This window comes from Aquiflexum gelatinilyticum, assembly GCF_024813435.1.
Taxonomy (GTDB): domain Bacteria; phylum Bacteroidota; class Bacteroidia; order Cytophagales; family Cyclobacteriaceae; genus Cognataquiflexum; species Cognataquiflexum gelatinilyticum.
The window spans coordinates 328,057-345,465 of sequence record NZ_JANAEZ010000003.1; the positions used below are offsets into that span (position 1 = coordinate 328,057).

Here is a 17,409-nt window from a genome sequence, read left to right on the forward strand (position 1 = left end):
AAAATACAGAATAAAAGAGAAAAGATGCTTTCAGCAGAAGTCAAAAATAAATATGAATTGGTCATTGGACTGGAAGTACATGCCCAGTTGCTGACCCAAAGTAAGATGTACACTTCTGATTCTACGGAATTTGGAAATCTACCCAATACACATATTTCAGTCATTACCCTTGGCCATCCCGGTACACTTCCCAAAGTAAACCGAAAAGCAGTGGAGTTTGCCATTAAGATGGGATTGGCATGTAACTGCGAAATTACCCGGCATAATATTTTTGCAAGGAAGAATTATTTCTATCCTGATCTTCCAAAAGGATATCAAATCACCCAGGATAAAAACCCTATCTGTGTAGGAGGAAATGTCCCCATCACCCTGCCAGATGGGAGCAAAAAATCTGTAGCTCTGACGAGGATTCACATGGAAGAAGATGCGGGAAAGTCAATGCACCTTGCAGGTGAGGTGGATACCTTGGTTGATTTTAACAGGGCAGGGGTTCCTCTAATCGAAATCGTATCTGAACCAGATATGCGCGCTTCCGACGAAGCCTATGCTTACCTTGCCGAAATCAAAAAACTCGTCAAATATCTTGATATCTGCGATGGCAATATGGAAGAAGGCTCACTCCGATGTGACGCCAACGTCTCCGTGAGATTAAGGGGTGCTGCCGAATATGGAAAAAAAGTGGAAGTCAAAAATATGAATTCCTTCAGGAATGTGGTGAGGGCGATTGAACACGAATTTGAGCGTCAGGTGGAAATGGTGGAAGCCAATATTGAGATCATTTCTGAGACGAGGACTTTTGACGCATCCACAGGATTGACTGCAAGTATGAGGACCAAGGAAGACCTGAATGATTACAGGTATTTTCCTGAACCGGATTTGAGCCCTGTGATTGTATCAGAGGAATGGTTGGAAAGTGTAAAAGAATCCATGCCGGCTTTGCCACGAGAATTACACTACAAGTTTATAAACCAATACGGCTTATCAGAGTATGATGCCGGAGTGTTGACTGACAGCAAAGAAATAGCACTCTATTACGAGGAAGTTTGTCTATTCACCAAAAATTATAAAGGAGCAGCCAATTGGGTGATGGGTCCTGTGAAATCCTACCTGAATGAGCTTACCCTGCATATTTCTGATTTTCCGATTTCTGCCAAAAGCCTTGCGGAGCTGATTGCCATCATTGACGAAGGGAAAATCAATTTCTCTGTGGCTTCACAAAAAGTATATCCTGAAATGTTGCTCCACAAGACAAAACGCCCGATAGAAATCGCTCAGGATTTAAATCTTATTCAAGAAAGTGATGAAGGTTCTCTGATGCCGATTATAGAAACGGTATTGTCCGAAAATGCTTTGAAAGTGGAAGAATACCGTTCCGGGAAAAAAGGATTGATGGCCATGTTTATGGGGCAGGTGATGAAAAAATCCCAAGGTAAGGCAGACCCAAAAGTTGCCACAAAATTACTGACTGAAATACTTGAAAATTGATATGAAAAATCCATCGGTTGCTTCCTTATCTTTCCTGTTTTTGCTTTTGGTGATGGCCTGTGGTCAAGAAAGCAAACAGGAATTTGATGGTTCTGTAAAGGTTTCAGGAGTGGTTAAAAACGCTCCCGAAGGAAGAATAGAGTTGTATAAGTTTGTGAATGAAAGCACAGAAATCATCGGAGAAATACCCATGGGTTCAGGAGGGGATTTTGAGTATGAACTCAGCCTTGAGGGTCCTGCATTTTTTGAATTACACTTTATGAACCAAAAGATTGTCAAACTGGCTCTATTTGCTGAGGATGTGGAGGTTTTTTATGATTTCAATGATGAAGCAAGCCTTAAGGTAGAAGGGTCGGAAGATTCTCAAAATCTCCAAAAAATTGAGGCGTTGACTGCTGAATACCAAAAGACCATCAATGAATTGAATACTGCCTATTTTGAAGCCATGAGCAAAAGGGATCAGGAAGCGATCAAATCCATTCAGACCACTGCCATGAACCTTGAAGTGACCCAAGGCCAAAAGGTGAAAGAAGTTCTTACCGGTATGGAGGGGAGTTTTGCCACGATGGCTGGGATTTCCATGCTCAATATCAAAAATGATTTTCAGTACATTGATGAGTTGGTGGCCGGATTGAATGAAAAATATCCCAATACCAAGATGATTCAATCACTGATGAACCAGTTAGACGACATGCGTGCATTGTCTATCGGTCAGGTAGCACCTGAGATTTCTTTGCCCAATCCTAATGGAGAACTTATTAAACTGTCTGATTTAAGGGGAAAGTATGTTTTGATTGATTTTTGGGCAGCTTGGTGCAGGCCCTGCAGGGAAGAAAACCCCAATGTGGTAAGGTTATACAACCAGTATAAAGATCAAGGTTTTGAAGTATTCGGTGTGTCATTGGACAGAACCAAAGAAGCCTGGGTCAAAGCAATTGCCGATGATAACCTTACATGGACGCATGTATCAGACCTAAAGTATTTCAATTCAGAAGCAGCTGCCATCTATCAGATCAATGCAATTCCTGCCACTTATATGCTTGACCCGGAGGGTAAAATTATCGGGAAAGATTTGAGAGGAGCGAGTTTAGAAAATAAGCTGAAAGAGATATTTGAATAAAGCCGGTGATTAATCCGAAAGGAAGGTTTGATAATTGACTTCCCTTCGGAATTAATTGATATTTTTTACCGACTATACGATCTAACTTGATAAAAAAAGGAAATTTCAATTAGATTTGTACAGGCTTAAAAAACGCGATTTTTACAAGCAATTGCAAAACAAGCCATTCAAAAATCAAAAAATCTATTTTGAAATTTGAACGAAACCTGATCATAATTACCCAAATTCTAACAGTCTATTAAACTAATCAATTAACTAAACATGAAAAAAAGAACCGCCAAATCAACGTTAAGCAGGGTGCTGACAATTGCCTTGTTTGGTTTGCTTGCTCTTGGAGCTTGCAAAGGTAAAAAGAAAGTCGTGGCTGCTCCCGAGCCTGCGCCTGTAGAAGAGGTAAAACCAACGCCGCCACCGCCGCCACCTGCAGGGCCTTCTGCTGAAGAAGTAGCTGTTGGAAAACTTGAAAATTACTTTAACAGCATTGCCGGATCTTCAAATGTAGATGCTGCCAACAGGACAATTCAGGAGGCAAAAGGTATGTTCTCCAATGGATCTACCCCCGTTTTGATTGTGATTCACGAAGCCAATGGCATTAAAGATTACGATGAGCCTACCACGATAGAAAATTACCTTAACTATCTGAAGGACACCAAGAAAAACCTAAACTTCATTTCTGATATCAGACTTGACGGAAACGGTAAAGTTTCAGAATTGGAATTGCGTCGTAAAAAATAATATCCACCGAAAAATCACGAGATAATGAAAAAATATATTCCTCTTTTCCTGTTGCTCTTTTTTGCTTCAGCGACCATTACGTTGGCACAAACTGACAACATCAGTCCTGCAAGAAAGCAGGCCATTGATTCCCTTGCTTTGGAAAAAGTAAAAGACTTAAGTAAATACATCAGCATTATCGGAAGCAAAGAAACACAATTCTCAGAAGCCAATCGCGTTATGGATAGGGCTGAGGAGTTGTTTGCTCCAGATGCAGAGATGGGGGTTTCTTCCTTGAGCCGCAAAGAGATAGCCTACTACAAAGTGAGAAATTACTTTGAAAGACTGATGGCATTGAACTATGACAAAGTCAACATCACTTGGTATGACATCCATTATATCAGTGATCTAGAAAGACAGCCTGATGGTCGCTATGTAGGTGTCATCACTGTTTATCAAAGATTTGAAGGTACTTCAATCGAATCAGGTCTTAACTACCGAGACACGACCAAAAAGGATATCACGATCTATGTGGAGAAAAAGCAAACTCAGATCGCAGGTAGAACAATCGAGTTTTGGGATGTGATGCTTGGAGATATCCGCGTGACAGAAACCGCTGCATGAGAAAAGTAATTATTGCAATAACATTATTCATTACTTCCTTTGGAATGGCACCGGGGCAGGGCTTGTTCAGCCCCGGTTCCCCCAAGGATGACGGCAAGTTTGCCGCTTCGACCAAACAGGTCAATCAATTTTTTAGACGATTCAATGCCGAAGAAAGTCAAGACGGCATGAAAAGATATTATTCGGGAGATGCCCTTTTCAGGGACAGGGAATTGAGGGGAAAATTTATCAGTATACTTTTTGACAATGAGACTTCCGGCATTTCAGGAGAATTGAAGACTGAGTTTATGCGTGATGTGTTGTCCGAAACACAACCACAGTTTTTGAATTTCCATGAAGGGGAATGGTTTGCCGAAGTGGTGTCCGTTTTCCAATACAAGGGCAGAAGCGAAAATGTGACCTTATTTTTAAAAATCCAACCTGAAGGATTGGGATATGAGTGGGTCATTGATAAAGTAGTCTTCCAACCCTTTAAAGATATTTTCAACAAACCAATCGGGACTGATAAAAGCTTTATCCATCCTCTGAGTCACGAACTTGGTTTTATGAATCTCCGCAAGGCATTCGAAAATTCCAATTCACCGGAATCTTATACCGCAAAGGAGTATGTTCCTGATTACCTTACCTTGTTTTTATACGAGTTAAAAAAAGGTAGCATCAAATTTGAAACAATATCTGATGTCAAGTTTCATTTTTTCCAAATCAACAATTGGTATTTCGAATTGGACCAGTTTAACAGGCCGGGATTCAATACAGGATGGTTGATAGGGGATTTGGTGAAACTGAAGCCGGGAGATAAAGAAACTATATTAGAATTCATATATGACCAGAAATAGACAATCCATTCTATTTGTTTTGCTTTTTTTTGGCATCCATTTCTCAGGATATTCACAGGATTTGGGTGATTATTCAAAAGCAGATCTGAAAGACCTTACCCAAAAAGTAGAGGATCAGGTTCAGTTTTTGGAGTTTTTTTTGAATACATTGGGAAGTAAAGATACTCCTGCACGGGATAAGGACGTGATTATCAGGGAGAGCTATAAAAAGATTTTCAGAGACGGTAAAGTTCAGGTCGAAGATGACCTTCTATTGGATAGAAAAGTCATCACCAATAAAGATGTGACTGCTTACCTGAAAGACATTGAGTTTTTTTTCGATGAAGCTAGCTTCAAATTTAAAGTAAGAGAAACAAAACCATTTCTTAGGGAAAATGGGGAGTTGTCTTTTTTGGTTTCAATGGACAGGACTTTGACAGCCACCGGATTAAATAAGGAAAAAATCACCAATACCAAGGCGAGATTTATTGAGGTCAATGTAGATAAGAAAACCAATGAACTCAAAATCGCCAGCGTTTATACAACCAAACTCAGCAGGGACAAGGAATTAGAAGAATGGTGGGCTACACTGTCCTACACTTGGACATCTTATTTTAGGAATAAGATTGGCATTGGTGAAGAAGATACTGTTACAGTTGACCATTTATATAAAATCAGCGCCATTGATTCCGTGGATTTTTCAGGAAATGAATACCTGATTGAGCTTGGCCCGCTTGAAGCTTTGAGAGACTTAAAATACATAGATATCAGTAATACCAAGGTGGTGGAATTGAATCCTATCAGCAATGTGACTTTCCTCAGCCATCTCAATATTTCAAATACACCGACGACAGATATTCAGTTTATAAAGTATTCTGATAAACTGCAGTACCTGGACATTTCGAATACTTCGATCGAGGACATCAGCGAATTGGGTAACCTTAAGAGCCTTCAAACCTTGCGGGCCGTCAACACCAAGATTATTTCTTACAGCGTGCTGAATTCCATGCAAGCCCTTAATTGGCTGGATTTGAATAACAGCAGCTTTACAAGTATTGAGGATATCCAAGAACTCAAAGGCTTGAAATACCTGGATGTCAGCGGAAACAGTTTGTCTAACATCGACCTTTTGGCAGGCTTGGAAAGTCTTACTGAAGTCAATCTGAGTCAGACCAACATTATTGATTTGACTCCTTTGGCGGCAATTTCTGCCCTGAAAATCATCAATGTCAACAACACCTCTGTTTCTAACATTACACCATTGAATAATAGGCCAAATCTGAGAATGCTTTATGCAGACCTTACTGAAGTCTCAGAATCCAGTGCCGAACAATATGCAAGAAATAACAGGAATGTTCTTTTGATCCATCATGTGGAGACTTTACAATCTTGGTGGGCAGGATTGTCTCAAGAATGGAAACAGGCATTGATAGCTGTTAATCCCCGACTTGGGATTCCTTCACCAACTATTGAAGATCTTACTGGTACATTGGGAATCGATTCATTGGATATATCCGGTACAGGGGTCAATAACCTGAACCCTGTATTGAAATTTAAGAACCTCAATTACTTGGCCTTTGATGATAATGAAATCATCGACCTACTTCCATTGGCTGAAATGAAAACCCTTGAAATCATTTCAGGAAAAAACACCAAGATTAAAGACTTGGAGCCTTTGGTGGGGATGACAGATCTTACCAACATCGACTTTAGGGATAGTCCCGTGACAGGTTTTATCATGTTGAAAAGTTTGCCAAAGCTTTCTTACCTGAACCTTGACAATTCAGAAATCGACCCTGCAAGTATTCCTGAATTTCTTTTATCCAATCCCAAAATCAACATAATCTATCGATCAGCACTGTTGGAGCAATGGTGGGCTGCTATAGAAGACTCTTGGAAAACCGCTTTTAAGAAAGCCTATGGGAATGGGGATGCAGTTCCGGACCTTGAGACACTTCACCGTTGGACTGCAATGCCGTCTCTGAAAGTTGAAAATTCGGATATTTCAAATTTACAGGCCTTGGCTGTTTTTGTCAATTTGAGGTCTCTGTCTGTTTCCCATATCCCGATGACTGATATTTCAGGGCTGAGTGAATTGAAATTATTGGAGGAATTGAAAATTACAAATGCTCCGGTATCTGATTTAACTGTCCTCCCAATCTTATGGAATCTCAAATCCCTTGACTTGTCGTATACTGCGATTGAGGACTTGAGGCCTTTAGGCCAATTGAATGAGCTCAAAAGTATGGTCCTGACAGGGACCAACATCACTGTTTTGAGGGGATTGGAGACGCTTACAGGATTGGAAAAACTGGACATCGGCGGTACCAACGTCAAATCTCTAAAACCTGTTCAGGGGCTGAATTTGAAAGAATTAAACTGCTTCAATACCAGACTGAATCAAAGGGCGGTCGATGCCTTTAAAAAATTGAATCCTGAATGTGAGGTACGGTTTTATTGAGTAGGTGGGCAATTAGCATCAATAAGAAAACAGACTTCTGAAGTAATGTTCAAGAAGTGAAAATTTCGAAAGGAATAAGGCCTTTTTAAAGGGAAGGAATTTCGCTATTAAAGTTTATTAGGTGAGGTTTATTTTTTCCTTACTTGATCTAAGCTTAGTCTCAGGATATTTCCCATGTTTTTACATTCAAGGAATCGGTCATTTTTATAATGTTTTGCGAGATCCTGCTTGAGGTTTTCTGTATTTTCCTGGGTAGAAATGGTATCAGATTCCATGGTTTCCAAGAGGTCCTCAATTTCTATTTGAGAACTTTTGAGCCTGTTGGCAATCAGGGCCCGTTCTTCCCTTTGGTATTGGGCCATTGACTCTGGGGTAATGTGCTTGAAGCCCATTTGGATCAAGGTGTTGTTCTGCTTGAAATACTGGGGTAAGTAGATTGATTTTTTTCCTTCGTAGGACTGCTGGTCAAAATCTATGGCCCTGATTCTGTAATGGGTTTCTTCAAAATCAGGTGTGACGTCGACCACAAAATTGGAGGAATGCATATCTCCAAGAAGCCTGACAAAACACCTTTCGTTGAATTTGACAAATTCTTTGGCCAATCGGATTGGGTTTTGTAATCCGTCATTGATATATAGCCGCATAAATTGCTCTCCAGGAATGCCTGCGATATGTTCTTCAATAAGTGTGTTTTGGTGAACTAGGTAATTGATTCGGTTGGGGGATAGGAGGTGTTCAAGTTCCAAGCCATAAATCCTTGATGCGTCGGCCATCTTTACGTAGAAATAGTCGAAGTTGTCATTGATTCTGTTGACTATCCTGACTCTAAATGGTTTGGTGTTCCCATACACGCAAAGGTCCACCCGGTCCACGTACAGGTGTTCCATGACGGTCATATCCCCTTGGGCTTTGAGAAGAGAATAGATTTTCTTCACATTGTAATGAATTTCCTCTCTATCTGATTCAGCAAAAAATACCGTCTCCCAAAGGGTGTCGTTTCCTTTGGAGTCATACAGTGCGATGGAGGTACTGTATCTCAGAAGGTCATTGTATTGAATGGGAAAATCGACTTCGCGGCCATATTTGTTGAGGAATTCCCTCAATTTTGGGCTTATGGGATAGATGATTTTCTTTTTGCTGATCAAGGCCATAAGGCAGTTTGTCAAGATTTGACCATTTCTTTTTCTTCTTTGGTCATGTTTTTGTCAAAAATAAAAGGGCCAAATGGAAGTATGGAAACTGCCAAAGCAAAGAATGTTTTTCCGAATTTCCATTCCATTTTGTGCGCTGTAGGAAATACAGCATAGATATATAGGATAAAGAGCAGCCCATGTGCCCAACCCACATAGGTGACGGCCAAGGGAAGGTCCATCATGTATTTCAAAGGCATGGCAATGAAAAGGAGAATCAAGAAGGAAAAACCTTCCAAGATGCTGATTAACCTAAACCGCTTCAACCATTTGGTTTTTTCTTCTATCGTTCTCATTTCTATTTTTTTGTTATGTTGAACAAGACCTGCAGTTCTTTCCAAAGTGCTTTTCGTAGGTCTAGGCTTTCAGAAATCTGCTTTAGATCGTCTGCAAAAAGGTACTCGATGTCATCCTCCTGATGAACCTCATATGTTTTTTTGACCGACATCATGATTTCGTGCCTTACTTTGCCAAACACGATAATCCTGTTGGGATTAAGTGCTGAAATGGATGCCATACTAGTTTTTTCTGTTTTTTCTGAGCTAGCTAATGCAATGTCTTTGGGAGAACAGGATACAGCACCTAAAATCTTGAACAAATAATCAGACAGGTTGCTTTCCAAAGACTTTCCCTCATAGATTACCAAAATGCCTTTTTCGAATCCTCCTTCATATTCCAGAGCCACAGCCTCTTCTTCAAATTCCTCTTGTTGGGCAATTGGATTTTCCTCCAAAAGTTCATTTTGTCTTTTTGCCAAAAGTAGTTCGGTTTCTTCAGGCAGAAGATAAATTTCATTATCTAAAATCAATCCCAAATCGTGGATACGCAAGTTTTCCATGTGCCTAAATTGATTAAAAATTTATCTGAAAGCAAGGATTTGGAAGCGAGAAACGAGAAACTGGAAATAAGAACGTTGAGGATAGATGCAGGCGCAGAAATGAAGGTTAATGGTCCGAATTACCCGAAAATTTCATCCCAAAATTATGCTAAGCTATCATCAGGGAATCAGATTCAATGAAACAAATCCCTTTTTTTTATGCTTTGTTTTCTTCAAATCCAAAGATAGATTTCAATTCCACTGCATCTTTTGGGTCCATTCTTTTTGCTAGGACCAACCTGAGTTGTCTTCTCCTAAGTGCACCTTCATACAATTCGATTTCTTCGGCAGTTTCCGCAATGGCTTCAGGTACTTCAATCGGTCTACCGTTTTGGTCTACTGCGACGAATGTAAAAAATGCCCTATGGGTAAGGATTTTTTTATTTGCAGGGATATCCTCTGCCCATACCTCAATAAAAACTTCGATGGAGGAATTAAATGCCCTGGTTACTTTTGCTTTGAGTGTAACTACATTGCCGAGAGCAATAGGATGTTTGAAAGAAATGCTGTCAGCAGAGGCCGTGACCACGATCCGGTTGGAGTGTTTTTGTGCTGCTATGGCTGCGACTATGTCCATCCAATGCATCAATTTTCCACCCATAAGGTTATGTAAGGTATTGGTATCGTTGGGTAAAACCATTTCTGTCATGATTACTTCTGACAGCTTTACGGGTTTCTGTTTTGGCATAAAAGTTAATTTTTTTGTAAAAATACAAAACCTTTTTCGTTCAGTGAAAAATTGAAGGGGTGAATTCAGTATAAAATTTGGTTATTTCCATCCTTCCATTCCCAAAAGGGGTACAAAGGCAAAGTTATCAAACTCTTCCTGTTCAATTTTAGTTTCGGTGATTTTGGTCAGCTTCATCATTTTTTGTGTTTTGCGGTCTCCAACCGGAATCACCAAAATCCCGCCCACTTTCAATTGTTTCAGCAAAGAATTTGGTACTACAGGTGCGCCTGCAGTCACAAGGATTTTGTCAAAAGGTGCATGTTCGGGCATTCCTTTGGATCCGTCTCCAAAATAAAAATGAAGCTGAATGCCTAATTTGGACATGAATTTCTTGGTTTTTTCGTAGAGCTTTTTTTGGTATTCGATGGTGTATACCTCAGCTCCTAGCAAATGTAAGATGGCGCCCTGATATCCTGACCCGGTCCCGATTTCCAAAACCTTGTCACCAGGTTTTATATTTAACAACTCCGTCTGAAAGGCAACTGTGTAAGGTTGGGAAATAGTCTGACCTTCGCCGATTGGGAAGGCTTTGTCCTCATAAGCATGGGAGTCGAGGGCCGAATCAAAGAAAAAATGTCTTGGCAGCGTGTTGATGGCATTCAATACCGCTTCATTTTTGATTCCTTTTTGCCGGATGATTTTGACCAATTCTTTTCGCTGACCTTTGTGGCGGTAGCTGTCCTCTAATTTCAACATGGGTGTTTTGTGATGGGAAACTTTTGTAAACGATGCTAAGTTAAGGGATAAATTGGCTTAATTTGAAGCCAAAATTAAGCTTTGAAGCTTATTGTCTGAAATATTGAACTTTAGATTAAAAATATGTTTACAGGAATCATAGAAACTTTGGGAACAGTCAGCGGCATGACCAAAGAAGGTACCAATGTCAGGTTTGAAATATCCTCACCGATTACCTCCGAACTCAAAGTTGACCAATCTGTTTCCCATAATGGGGTTTGTCTTACAGTAGTAGCGGTTGAAGGAAATACCTATTCTGTAACAGCCATTGATGAGACATTGAAAAAAACCAATCTGAAATCCTGGGCAATCGGCAAAAAAGTTAACCTTGAGCGCTGCATGCCTGCAAACGGCAGGTTTGACGGACATATCGTACAGGGACATGTTGATCAAATCGGTAAAATTGAGAAGATTTCCGAACAGGATGGTTCTTGGATTTTTGATTTTTCTTATGACCCAAACGTAGGAAACGTGACTGTTGAAAAGGGTTCCATTACGGTAAATGGCACAAGCCTGACTTGTTTCAACTCAAAAAACGGGAGGTTTTCTGTAGCGATCATTCCTTACACCTATGAGCATACCAATTTCCATGTATTACAGATTGGAGATGAGGTAAACCTGGAATTTGATATTATCGGCAAATACATCCAAAGAATCATCCGAGGATATACAGATTAATCTAGTCAGTTTTGATCTTGTTTATTCCACTTTTCATCCTGATGAGATTGTAAATGAAACGGAATATGTGGAAAGCGGCCAATCCGCTGATCAACCCTACAAAAGCACCAACCAAAATATCTCCGGGATAGTGTACCCCAAGGTATATTCTGGTATAAGAAAAAAATATAGCCCATAGAAACAGCCATTTCACTGCCGGATATTTAAAGGAAAGGCCTAGATACATGGATGTCGCAATGGCAAAACTGTTTGCCGCATGGGAGGAAGCAAAACCGTATTTGCCTCCGCAATTGCCGTAATTGTGCACCATTCCGTTCAACAGCACTTCATGACATGGCCTTAACCTTTCAAAAAACGGTTTCATCAGTCCTGAGGTGATTTGGTCAGCAAATAAGATGGAAAGCAGAACTCCTAAGATTACCCACCAACCTTGTTTGCCATAGGCTTTCCAGACCAGAAAAATCAAAAAAACATAAAGTGGAATCCAAGGAAAAGTACGGGTAGAGTAGTACATGATCGGATCCATAAAATCCGAGTGGTGTTGGTTTAACCACAAAAAAAGAGCCTCATCCCATTTACTGATTTTTTCCAGCATATTTCTTAAATATTCTTTTATGGGAAATTAAATAGTAACCCAATCAATTTCTTTTTTGAGGTGGTCAAGGGTGAATGCTTCTTTTGACCCGGCTTGCGGCTGATTCATGTATTCCCAATTGGCTACAGGTGGCATACTCATCAGTATGCTTTCCGTTCTGCCGTTGGTATCCAAGCCGAATTTGGTGCCTGAATCCCAAACAAGGTTAAATTCCACATACCTTCCCCTGCGGAGGGCCTGCCATTTTTTTTCATTTTCTCCATAGGGCAAAGTTTTGTTTTTTGCCATGAAGTGCCGGTAGACTTTTGGGAATAAGTAACCTATTGATTTGACAAAGTCAAAAATAGAACCCATTTCTTCAGGATCATTTGCCGTAAGTCTGTCAAAGAAAATCCCTCCAATTCCCCTTGTTTCATTTCTGTGTTTGATGAAAAAATAATCATCAGCCCATTTTTTGAATTTGGGGTAATATTCGGTATTGGAAAGGTCACAGGTTTCTTTCACTTGTTGGTGAAAATATTTGGCATCGGAGATATCTACATAGTGAGGAGTAAGATCGATCCCACCGCCAAACCACCTGACGCCATTACTCATTTCAAAATACCGTATGTTCATGTGGATGATCGGCACCATCGGGTTTTCAGGATGTATGACTATCGACACCCCTGTTGCGTAAAAATCAGCTTTTTCGAGATTGAGTTTCTGGAGGATTTTTTCCGGTGTGGGCCCTTCCACTGCTGAAAATGCTACGCCGCCTTTTGTTATGATGTTGCCGTTTTGAAGGATCCGGGTACGGCCGCCACCGCCTTCAGTCCTCGTCCATCTGTCTTCTAGGAATTTTCCTTTGCCATCCTCTAATTCCAGTTCCTTACAGATATGGTCCTGAATGTCCATAAAGTCACTGGTGATTTTTTCTTTTTCTAGCATTTTCCTATTCCAATTCTGAATTAATCCTCTATTTCCAATACTTCCAATATTTCTGCCAACTGGTCAAAATCTTTCAGTCCCGGCTTGATTTCGTCACCCCCTTCAAGGGCAATTCCTTTTACTCCGGTCTGCTCCAACAAGTTTCTGACCGTCTCCGGCTCTATTCCAAATCCTAACAGAACCTCTACTGTGGAAGCCAAGGTGTGGAGTTTTTGGATGATGCCGCCATTTATTTCCAAGCTTTCTGAAACGAGGTGAAGCATTATTTTAAAATCCTGAAAAAATTTGGCTTTGGCGATCAGTTCATCCAAATCTTCCTCTGAAGTCAATTCTTTTTTGAAAATTATGCCATACGAAGAATTGACCAACATCCTTAAATATATTTCCTCCGTGATTTCTAAAAAGTTGATTCCATTATATTCATTGAGGTTGCCGAGGATTTTTTCCGGATGGGTACTTTCAAATTCCGCCACGAAATCCACTCCAGAAAGCCATCCTGTAATTTCATTGTATTTCTGTGGAGAAGTGAAGTTTTTGCTGCTTTCTTCCAGGTCAAAACCTATCATGTTGACATACATTCCGGCGCAATACCTGGCGTCGGTGAGGTTGGTGACTGCACTGATTTTAACAAACGAATGAAGTGCCATACTGCTGTTTTGATGATTTTTGGATGCTAAGGTAGAAATTTCATCTTAAAATTGTATTTTTGTAAACGTCTAGAACTCGCTTATGCTTAAGATTCACCCACTTTACTTTCTTAGCTTAATTGCTTTTTTATTTTCCTGTGCAGATACTGAGAAGCCAAATGAAGATTTTGGCTTGGACTATCAACCTTTGGAAGTGGACCTTTTTTGGGAATATGAAGTCAGTGAAACAATAGTTTTTGGTGAAAATGATGAAGAAAGCAGCGATTACTTTTTGAGGGACAAAGTTGATTATAGCTTCTTGAATGCGGAAAATGAATTGGTTTATGTAGTTGTCAGAGAGAAATCTCTGGACAGATCCAACTGGTCTGTAATTGGAAGCTACTCTTTGCATTATCGAAATCTTGCCTTGGTCAGGACTTTTGAGAACAAAAAGACAGTCAATTTGGTTTTTCCTCCTAAGTTACAGAAAACATGGGATGCCCAAGTTTTCAATTCCGAAGATCCCGATGAATATGAAATTTCATTTGTTGGTAAAATCGATGTCGGGCAACAGTCATTCTCCAAATCATTGAAGGTCCTACAAGAGGAAGATGATGATGAAATTACCTTTAGGGACAACAGGTACGAAGTATTTGCAAAAGGAATAGGATTGGTAGAACAATATTATGAGGTCTTGACTTATTGCTCAAGAAATGATTGTCTGGGACAAATGTTAGTCGATTCGGGCAGACGGACCCATTTGAAAATTATAGGATATGGTAAACTTTAACAGGTTTTTGCTTTCTGTTTTTTGTTTTTTGCTGGCGTCAGTTTCTTACGGCCAAAACAGATATGCTGTACATTTTAAATTCAAGCCCCAAGATACCTATTCCTTAAGCAGGCCGGCGGAATTTTTGTCAGCTGCGGCTTTAGAAAGAAGAGCAAAGTTTCAGATTCCAGTTGATAGCTTGGATTTACCGCTTTCAGCAAAATATGTTTCCGAGGTAGCTTCTAAATCAGGCAAAGTCCTTTACGAGATCACATGGCTTAATGCCACTTTAGTGGAAGCAAGTCCTGAGCAAATCATTGCTATCAGTGCGCTTCCATTTGTTGACAAAGTGGTTTTGGCAGCACCGGGCATGAGTTCCAACGGTAGATTGGGAATAGGTTTTGGCAATAAAGTCGGAACAAATTCATCAATACATACAAACGCGAAAACCGCTGCAACACCCTATGATTTCCAGAATGAGCTGATAGGCATTCCTGTCATGCATGGGGAAGGGTATAAAGGAAAGGGCATTACAATCGCTGTTTTTGATGCAGGCTTTCCCGGAGTTAATACTATTTCAGCTTTTTCTCATCTGTTTACCAACAATCAGATCGTGGGAACGAGGGACTTTGTCCATTTAGAAAATGCCAATGTCTACAGTTTTAACCAGCATGGTACAAATGCCCTTTCTCTAATCGCAGCAAATCAAGAAAACTTGCTTGTTTCCGGTGCACCGGATTCCAAATATATACTAGGTATCACAGAGGATGTTCCCACTGAATACAGGATTGAGGAATACAATTGGGTACGGGCAGCCTCTTGGGCCGACAGCCTTGGAGCAGATATTATCAGTAGTTCCTTGGGCTATTGGGATTTTGATGATCCTAGTATGGATTACACCAAAGAGGACTTGGATGGAAAGACAGCGACTATCACCATAGGTGCCGATGTGGCTTCAGAAAAAGGTATCTTGGTCGTCACAAGTGCGGGAAATTATGGTTCCAGAGGAGTTTCCTCTATTATCGCTCCTGCAGATGCAGAGGGAATTTTATCCGTAGGTGCAGTCAATTCTAGCCTTGCCAGAGCCGGGTTCAGTTCTCAGGGCCCTACAGCCGACGGCAGGTTTAAGCCCGAAGTTTCTGCTTTTGGCAACAGTGCGCAAGTAATCCGTTCCAATGGAACTCTAGGACCATCCAACGGCACTTCTTTTTCTGCGCCACAAGTTGCTGCTTTGGCTGCGGGATTATGGGAAGCACGGCCTGATTGGACCAAAGATAAACTGATTGAATATATCCTAAGGAGTTCAAGTCAATATGAAAACCCTGATAACCTCTTGGGATATGGCATTCCGGATTTTTCAAAAGCTTATTATGGAGAGATTTTGAGTATTTTGACTTTGGAAAAAGAAAGTGATTTTAAAGTTTATCCCAATCCCCTGAACGGAGGTGATCTTTTTGTCCAATTCGGAAAAAGTCTCATGGGAGAGTTTTCAATATATGATGTCAATGGGAAGGAAATCCAAAAAATTGATATCCAAAGAGAATCCGTATCGCAACCCTTTGAAATCAGCCTTCCCAATATTCCTAAAGGGATGTTTTTGGTTCAGATGCAATCAGGCAGAGAGGTCAAAAGGACAAAATTGTTAAAAAGGTAAAGCGTCAAAGAGATTTTTTTATTTCCTTTGCAGGCAATTCTATAACCCTTTCCTGCCATGTCTGTTCAAGTTGCCCCTTCTGTATTAGCATCTGATTTTGCCAACATCCAAAGAGAAATCGAAATGCTCAATGCCTCAGAGGCAGATTACATTCATGTAGACATCATGGATGGGGTGTTTGTTCCAAATATTTCATTTGGCATACCAGTCACTGAAGCAATCCATAGGCATGCAAAAAAACCTTTGGATGTTCATTTGATGATCGTGGACCCAGACCGGTACTTGGAAGCTTTCCAGAAAGCAGGAGCGCATATCATTTCTGTTCACTTGGAAGCTTGTAATCACTTGCACAGGACTTTGCAGGCCATAAAAGGCCTAGGCTGTAAAGCTGGAGTTGCTATCAACCCTCATACACCTGTTCACCTCTTGGAAGATATCATCCATGATATAGACCTAGTCTGTGTGATGTCCGTCAATCCTGGATTTGGCGCCCAAAAATTTATTGAACATACTTATGAGAAGGTTTCACAGCTGAAGTCTCTAATTTATAAAAGAGGGACATCTACTCTGATAGAAATCGACGGAGGAGTGAATCTAAAAAATGCGCCATTGCTTATTGCCGAGGGAGCGGATATTTTGGTTGCCGGTAATTTTGTTTTTTCAGCAGCAGATCCCATCCAGACCATACACGAACTTAAAGGGCTTTAAATGAGGCCATAAACCGTCTTCCTTTTATAATTAATATATTCCATTTAACATTTTTTAGGGTATTTTTTTTGATGATTTTGTTGTATTCATCAGGCTTAAGCCCTTTATTGAAAGTTGATACAATTTGAATTTATTTACCAAAACCCGTTTACAACATGAAAAAAGTGTTTTTATTGGCTTTCCTATTCATGGGAATTATGAGTGTGAAGTCTGTGGCACAAGAGGCAGCAGAGGAAGTTACAGAGGAGGAAATTTTGAAATTTGCGACGATGGAAGAGTCAGTTGCGAATTTTTTGGCAGAAAAACAGGAAGAGTTGGTGGAGATGATCAAGGGGGATTCCACTTTAGGCGGTGCAGCTAGGTATAATGAAATCAAAGGAGCTTGGGGGGATGATACAAAACTTGCAGAAATAAATATCACAGAAGAGGAAAAGGCTGCTTTCCAAAAGATCCAGGATTTTATGGATTCCTTGGGTGAATCAGTCAAGAATTATAAGATTGATTTCATCAAGGATGCAGAAAAATTAGGAGCAGGAACCTATAATAAAATCATGAAAGCAAAATCCGCAGATCCCAGCCTGAATGAAAAAATCAATTCCCTGATTTCGGAATTGGGAAAAAAGCGGGAAGAAGGTGAGGGAAACGTTTAAATGGTCGAATCAGCAACAAGACCCGGAAGGCTTTCATAATTGAAAGCCTTT

19 protein-coding genes are annotated in these 17,409 nt (G+C 40.3%); 11 read left to right on the plus strand and 8 right to left on the minus strand.

Translation table 11 applies throughout. The features are described from left to right. Positions 1 to 24: 24 nt before the first annotated feature. From gatB to NK987_RS09400, 6 genes are all read left to right on the plus strand, one after another. Positions 25 to 1,485 carry an Asp-tRNA(Asn)/Glu-tRNA(Gln) amidotransferase subunit GatB gene (gene gatB, locus NK987_RS09375; RefSeq protein ID WP_259263638.1) on the plus strand — a complete coding sequence of 487 codons (1,461 nt, stop codon included), beginning with the start codon at positions 25 to 27 and terminating at the stop codon, positions 1,483 to 1,485. A 1-nt stretch (position 1,486) separates the two neighbouring features. Further along, positions 1,487 to 2,605 carry a peroxiredoxin family protein gene (locus NK987_RS09380; protein WP_259263639.1) on the plus strand — a complete coding sequence of 373 codons (1,119 nt, stop codon included), beginning with the start codon at positions 1,487 to 1,489 and terminating at the stop codon, positions 2,603 to 2,605. Between the two features lie 261 nt (positions 2,606 to 2,866). Next, on the plus strand, positions 2,867 to 3,340 hold the full coding sequence (locus tag NK987_RS09385) for a nucleoid-structuring protein H-NS (RefSeq protein ID WP_258422760.1): 474 nt from the start codon (positions 2,867 to 2,869) through the stop codon (positions 3,338 to 3,340). Positions 3,341 to 3,364: 24 nt separating this feature from the next. Beyond that, positions 3,365 to 3,943, plus strand: coding sequence for a hypothetical protein (locus tag NK987_RS09390; RefSeq protein WP_258422761.1), 579 nt, complete (start codon positions 3,365 to 3,367; stop codon positions 3,941 to 3,943). Next, positions 3,940 to 4,779: a hypothetical protein gene (locus NK987_RS09395; RefSeq protein ID WP_258422762.1), complete on the plus strand. Its 840-nt coding sequence runs from the start codon at positions 3,940 to 3,942 to the stop codon at positions 4,777 to 4,779. The genes NK987_RS09390 and NK987_RS09395 overlap by 4 nt, the downstream gene beginning before the upstream one ends. Further along, positions 4,766 to 7,219 (plus strand): leucine-rich repeat domain-containing protein, encoded by a 2,454-nt coding sequence (locus NK987_RS09400; protein WP_259263640.1) that lies wholly within the window; start codon positions 4,766 to 4,768, stop codon positions 7,217 to 7,219. Before NK987_RS09395 ends, NK987_RS09400 begins: the two co-directional genes overlap by 14 nt. A 128-nt stretch (positions 7,220 to 7,347) precedes the next feature. Here NK987_RS09400 and NK987_RS09405 read toward each other — a convergent pair whose 3' ends face one another. The 5 genes from NK987_RS09405 to NK987_RS09425 form a co-directional block, all read right to left on the minus strand. Continuing rightward, on the minus strand, positions 7,348 to 8,370 hold the full coding sequence (locus tag NK987_RS09405; protein WP_258422806.1) for a hypothetical protein: 1,023 nt from the start codon (positions 8,368 to 8,370) through the stop codon (positions 7,348 to 7,350). A gap of 11 nt (positions 8,371 to 8,381) precedes the next feature. Continuing rightward, a complete protein-coding gene (locus NK987_RS09410; protein WP_258422764.1) occupies positions 8,382 to 8,705 on the minus strand; it encodes a DUF3817 domain-containing protein in 324 nt (107 codons plus the stop codon). Positions 8,706 to 8,707: 2 nt separating this feature from the next. After that, complete coding sequence (locus tag NK987_RS09415) at positions 8,708 to 9,247, minus strand: hypothetical protein (protein ID WP_259263641.1); 540 nt, start codon at positions 9,245 to 9,247, stop codon at positions 8,708 to 8,710. 196 nt (positions 9,248 to 9,443) lie between these two features. Further along, positions 9,444 to 9,974, minus strand: coding sequence for an acyl-CoA thioesterase (locus NK987_RS09420; RefSeq protein ID WP_258422766.1), 531 nt, complete (start codon positions 9,972 to 9,974; stop codon positions 9,444 to 9,446). An 81-nt stretch (positions 9,975 to 10,055) separates the two neighbouring features. Then, the gene (locus NK987_RS09425; protein WP_259263642.1) at positions 10,056 to 10,712 is read right to left on the minus strand and encodes a protein-L-isoaspartate(D-aspartate) O-methyltransferase; all 657 of its coding nucleotides are present in this window, start codon (positions 10,710 to 10,712) and stop codon (positions 10,056 to 10,058) included. Between the two features lie 123 nt (positions 10,713 to 10,835). Here NK987_RS09425 and NK987_RS09430 point away from each other — a divergent pair, with 123 nt between their 5' ends. Then, the gene (locus NK987_RS09430; protein ID WP_259263643.1) at positions 10,836 to 11,429 is read left to right on the plus strand and encodes a riboflavin synthase; all 594 of its coding nucleotides are present in this window, start codon (positions 10,836 to 10,838) and stop codon (positions 11,427 to 11,429) included. A 1-nt stretch (position 11,430) separates the two neighbouring features. Here the strand turns inward: NK987_RS09430 and NK987_RS09435 are convergent, their stop codons facing one another. From NK987_RS09435 to NK987_RS09445, 3 genes are read right to left on the minus strand one after another with little or no spacing between them, the layout of a single operon-like run. Then, positions 11,431 to 12,024: a phosphatase PAP2 family protein gene (locus tag NK987_RS09435; protein ID WP_259263644.1), complete on the minus strand. Its 594-nt coding sequence runs from the start codon at positions 12,022 to 12,024 to the stop codon at positions 11,431 to 11,433. Between the two features lie 27 nt (positions 12,025 to 12,051). After that, positions 12,052 to 12,951: an oxygen-dependent coproporphyrinogen oxidase gene (gene hemF, locus NK987_RS09440; RefSeq protein WP_259263645.1), complete on the minus strand. Its 900-nt coding sequence runs from the start codon at positions 12,949 to 12,951 to the stop codon at positions 12,052 to 12,054. Between the two features lie 20 nt (positions 12,952 to 12,971). Beyond that, entirely contained in the window at positions 12,972 to 13,598 is a 627-nt protein-coding gene (locus NK987_RS09445; protein WP_259263646.1) for a beta/alpha barrel domain-containing protein, read from the minus strand. A gap of 82 nt (positions 13,599 to 13,680) precedes the next feature. Here NK987_RS09445 and NK987_RS09450 point away from each other — a divergent pair, with 82 nt between their 5' ends. The 4 genes from NK987_RS09450 (at position 13,681) to NK987_RS09465 (ending at position 17,358) form a co-directional block, all read left to right on the plus strand. After that, on the plus strand, positions 13,681 to 14,367 hold the full coding sequence (locus NK987_RS09450; RefSeq protein WP_259263647.1) for a hypothetical protein: 687 nt from the start codon (positions 13,681 to 13,683) through the stop codon (positions 14,365 to 14,367). Continuing rightward, a complete protein-coding gene (locus tag NK987_RS09455) occupies positions 14,354 to 16,000 on the plus strand; it encodes a S8 family serine peptidase (RefSeq protein ID WP_259263648.1) in 1,647 nt (548 codons plus the stop codon). The genes NK987_RS09450 and NK987_RS09455 overlap by 14 nt, the downstream gene beginning before the upstream one ends. 57 nt (positions 16,001 to 16,057) lie before the next feature. Further along, on the plus strand, positions 16,058 to 16,708 hold the full coding sequence (gene rpe / locus NK987_RS09460; RefSeq protein WP_258422774.1) for a ribulose-phosphate 3-epimerase: 651 nt from the start codon (positions 16,058 to 16,060) through the stop codon (positions 16,706 to 16,708). A 155-nt stretch (positions 16,709 to 16,863) separates the two neighbouring features. Then, positions 16,864 to 17,358, plus strand: coding sequence for a hypothetical protein (locus tag NK987_RS09465; RefSeq protein WP_258422775.1), 495 nt, complete (start codon positions 16,864 to 16,866; stop codon positions 17,356 to 17,358). The last annotated feature ends 51 nt before the right edge of the window (positions 17,359 to 17,409 follow it).

Bases quoted from the DNA above. Each gene is read 5' to 3' on its own strand.
- NK987_RS09385 (WP_258422760.1), top strand. From the start codon at position 2,867: ATGAAAAAAAGAACCGCCAAATCAACGTTAAGCAGGGTGCTGACAATT.
- NK987_RS09455 (WP_259263648.1), top strand. From the start codon at position 14,354: ATGGTAAACTTTAACAGGTTTTTGCTTTCTGTTTTTTGTTTTTTGCTG.
- NK987_RS09425 (WP_259263642.1), bottom strand. From the start codon at position 10,712: ATGTTGAAATTAGAGGACAGCTACCGCCACAAAGGTCAGCGAAAAGAA.
- NK987_RS09395 (WP_258422762.1), top strand. From the start codon at position 3,940: ATGAGAAAAGTAATTATTGCAATAACATTATTCATTACTTCCTTTGGA.
- NK987_RS09450 (WP_259263647.1), top strand. From the start codon at position 13,681: ATGCTTAAGATTCACCCACTTTACTTTCTTAGCTTAATTGCTTTTTTA.
- NK987_RS09435 (WP_259263644.1), bottom strand. From the start codon at position 12,024: ATGCTGGAAAAAATCAGTAAATGGGATGAGGCTCTTTTTTTGTGGTTA.
- NK987_RS09405 (WP_258422806.1), bottom strand. From the start codon at position 8,370: ATGGCCTTGATCAGCAAAAAGAAAATCATCTATCCCATAAGCCCAAAA.
- NK987_RS09400 (WP_259263640.1), top strand. From the start codon at position 4,766: ATGACCAGAAATAGACAATCCATTCTATTTGTTTTGCTTTTTTTTGGC.
- NK987_RS09390 (WP_258422761.1), top strand. From the start codon at position 3,365: ATGAAAAAATATATTCCTCTTTTCCTGTTGCTCTTTTTTGCTTCAGCG.
- rpe (WP_258422774.1), top strand. From the start codon at position 16,058: ATGTCTGTTCAAGTTGCCCCTTCTGTATTAGCATCTGATTTTGCCAAC.
- NK987_RS09380 (WP_259263639.1), top strand. From the start codon at position 1,487: ATGAAAAATCCATCGGTTGCTTCCTTATCTTTCCTGTTTTTGCTTTTG.
- NK987_RS09430 (WP_259263643.1), top strand. From the start codon at position 10,836: ATGTTTACAGGAATCATAGAAACTTTGGGAACAGTCAGCGGCATGACC.
- NK987_RS09410 (WP_258422764.1), bottom strand. From the start codon at position 8,705: ATGAGAACGATAGAAGAAAAAACCAAATGGTTGAAGCGGTTTAGGTTA.
- NK987_RS09415 (WP_259263641.1), bottom strand. From the start codon at position 9,247: ATGGAAAACTTGCGTATCCACGATTTGGGATTGATTTTAGATAATGAA.
- gatB (WP_259263638.1), top strand. From the start codon at position 25: ATGCTTTCAGCAGAAGTCAAAAATAAATATGAATTGGTCATTGGACTG.
- hemF (WP_259263645.1), bottom strand. From the start codon at position 12,951: ATGCTAGAAAAAGAAAAAATCACCAGTGACTTTATGGACATTCAGGAC.
- NK987_RS09420 (WP_258422766.1), bottom strand. From the start codon at position 9,974: ATGCCAAAACAGAAACCCGTAAAGCTGTCAGAAGTAATCATGACAGAA.
- NK987_RS09465 (WP_258422775.1), top strand. From the start codon at position 16,864: ATGAAAAAAGTGTTTTTATTGGCTTTCCTATTCATGGGAATTATGAGT.
- NK987_RS09445 (WP_259263646.1), bottom strand. From the start codon at position 13,598: ATGGCACTTCATTCGTTTGTTAAAATCAGTGCAGTCACCAACCTCACC.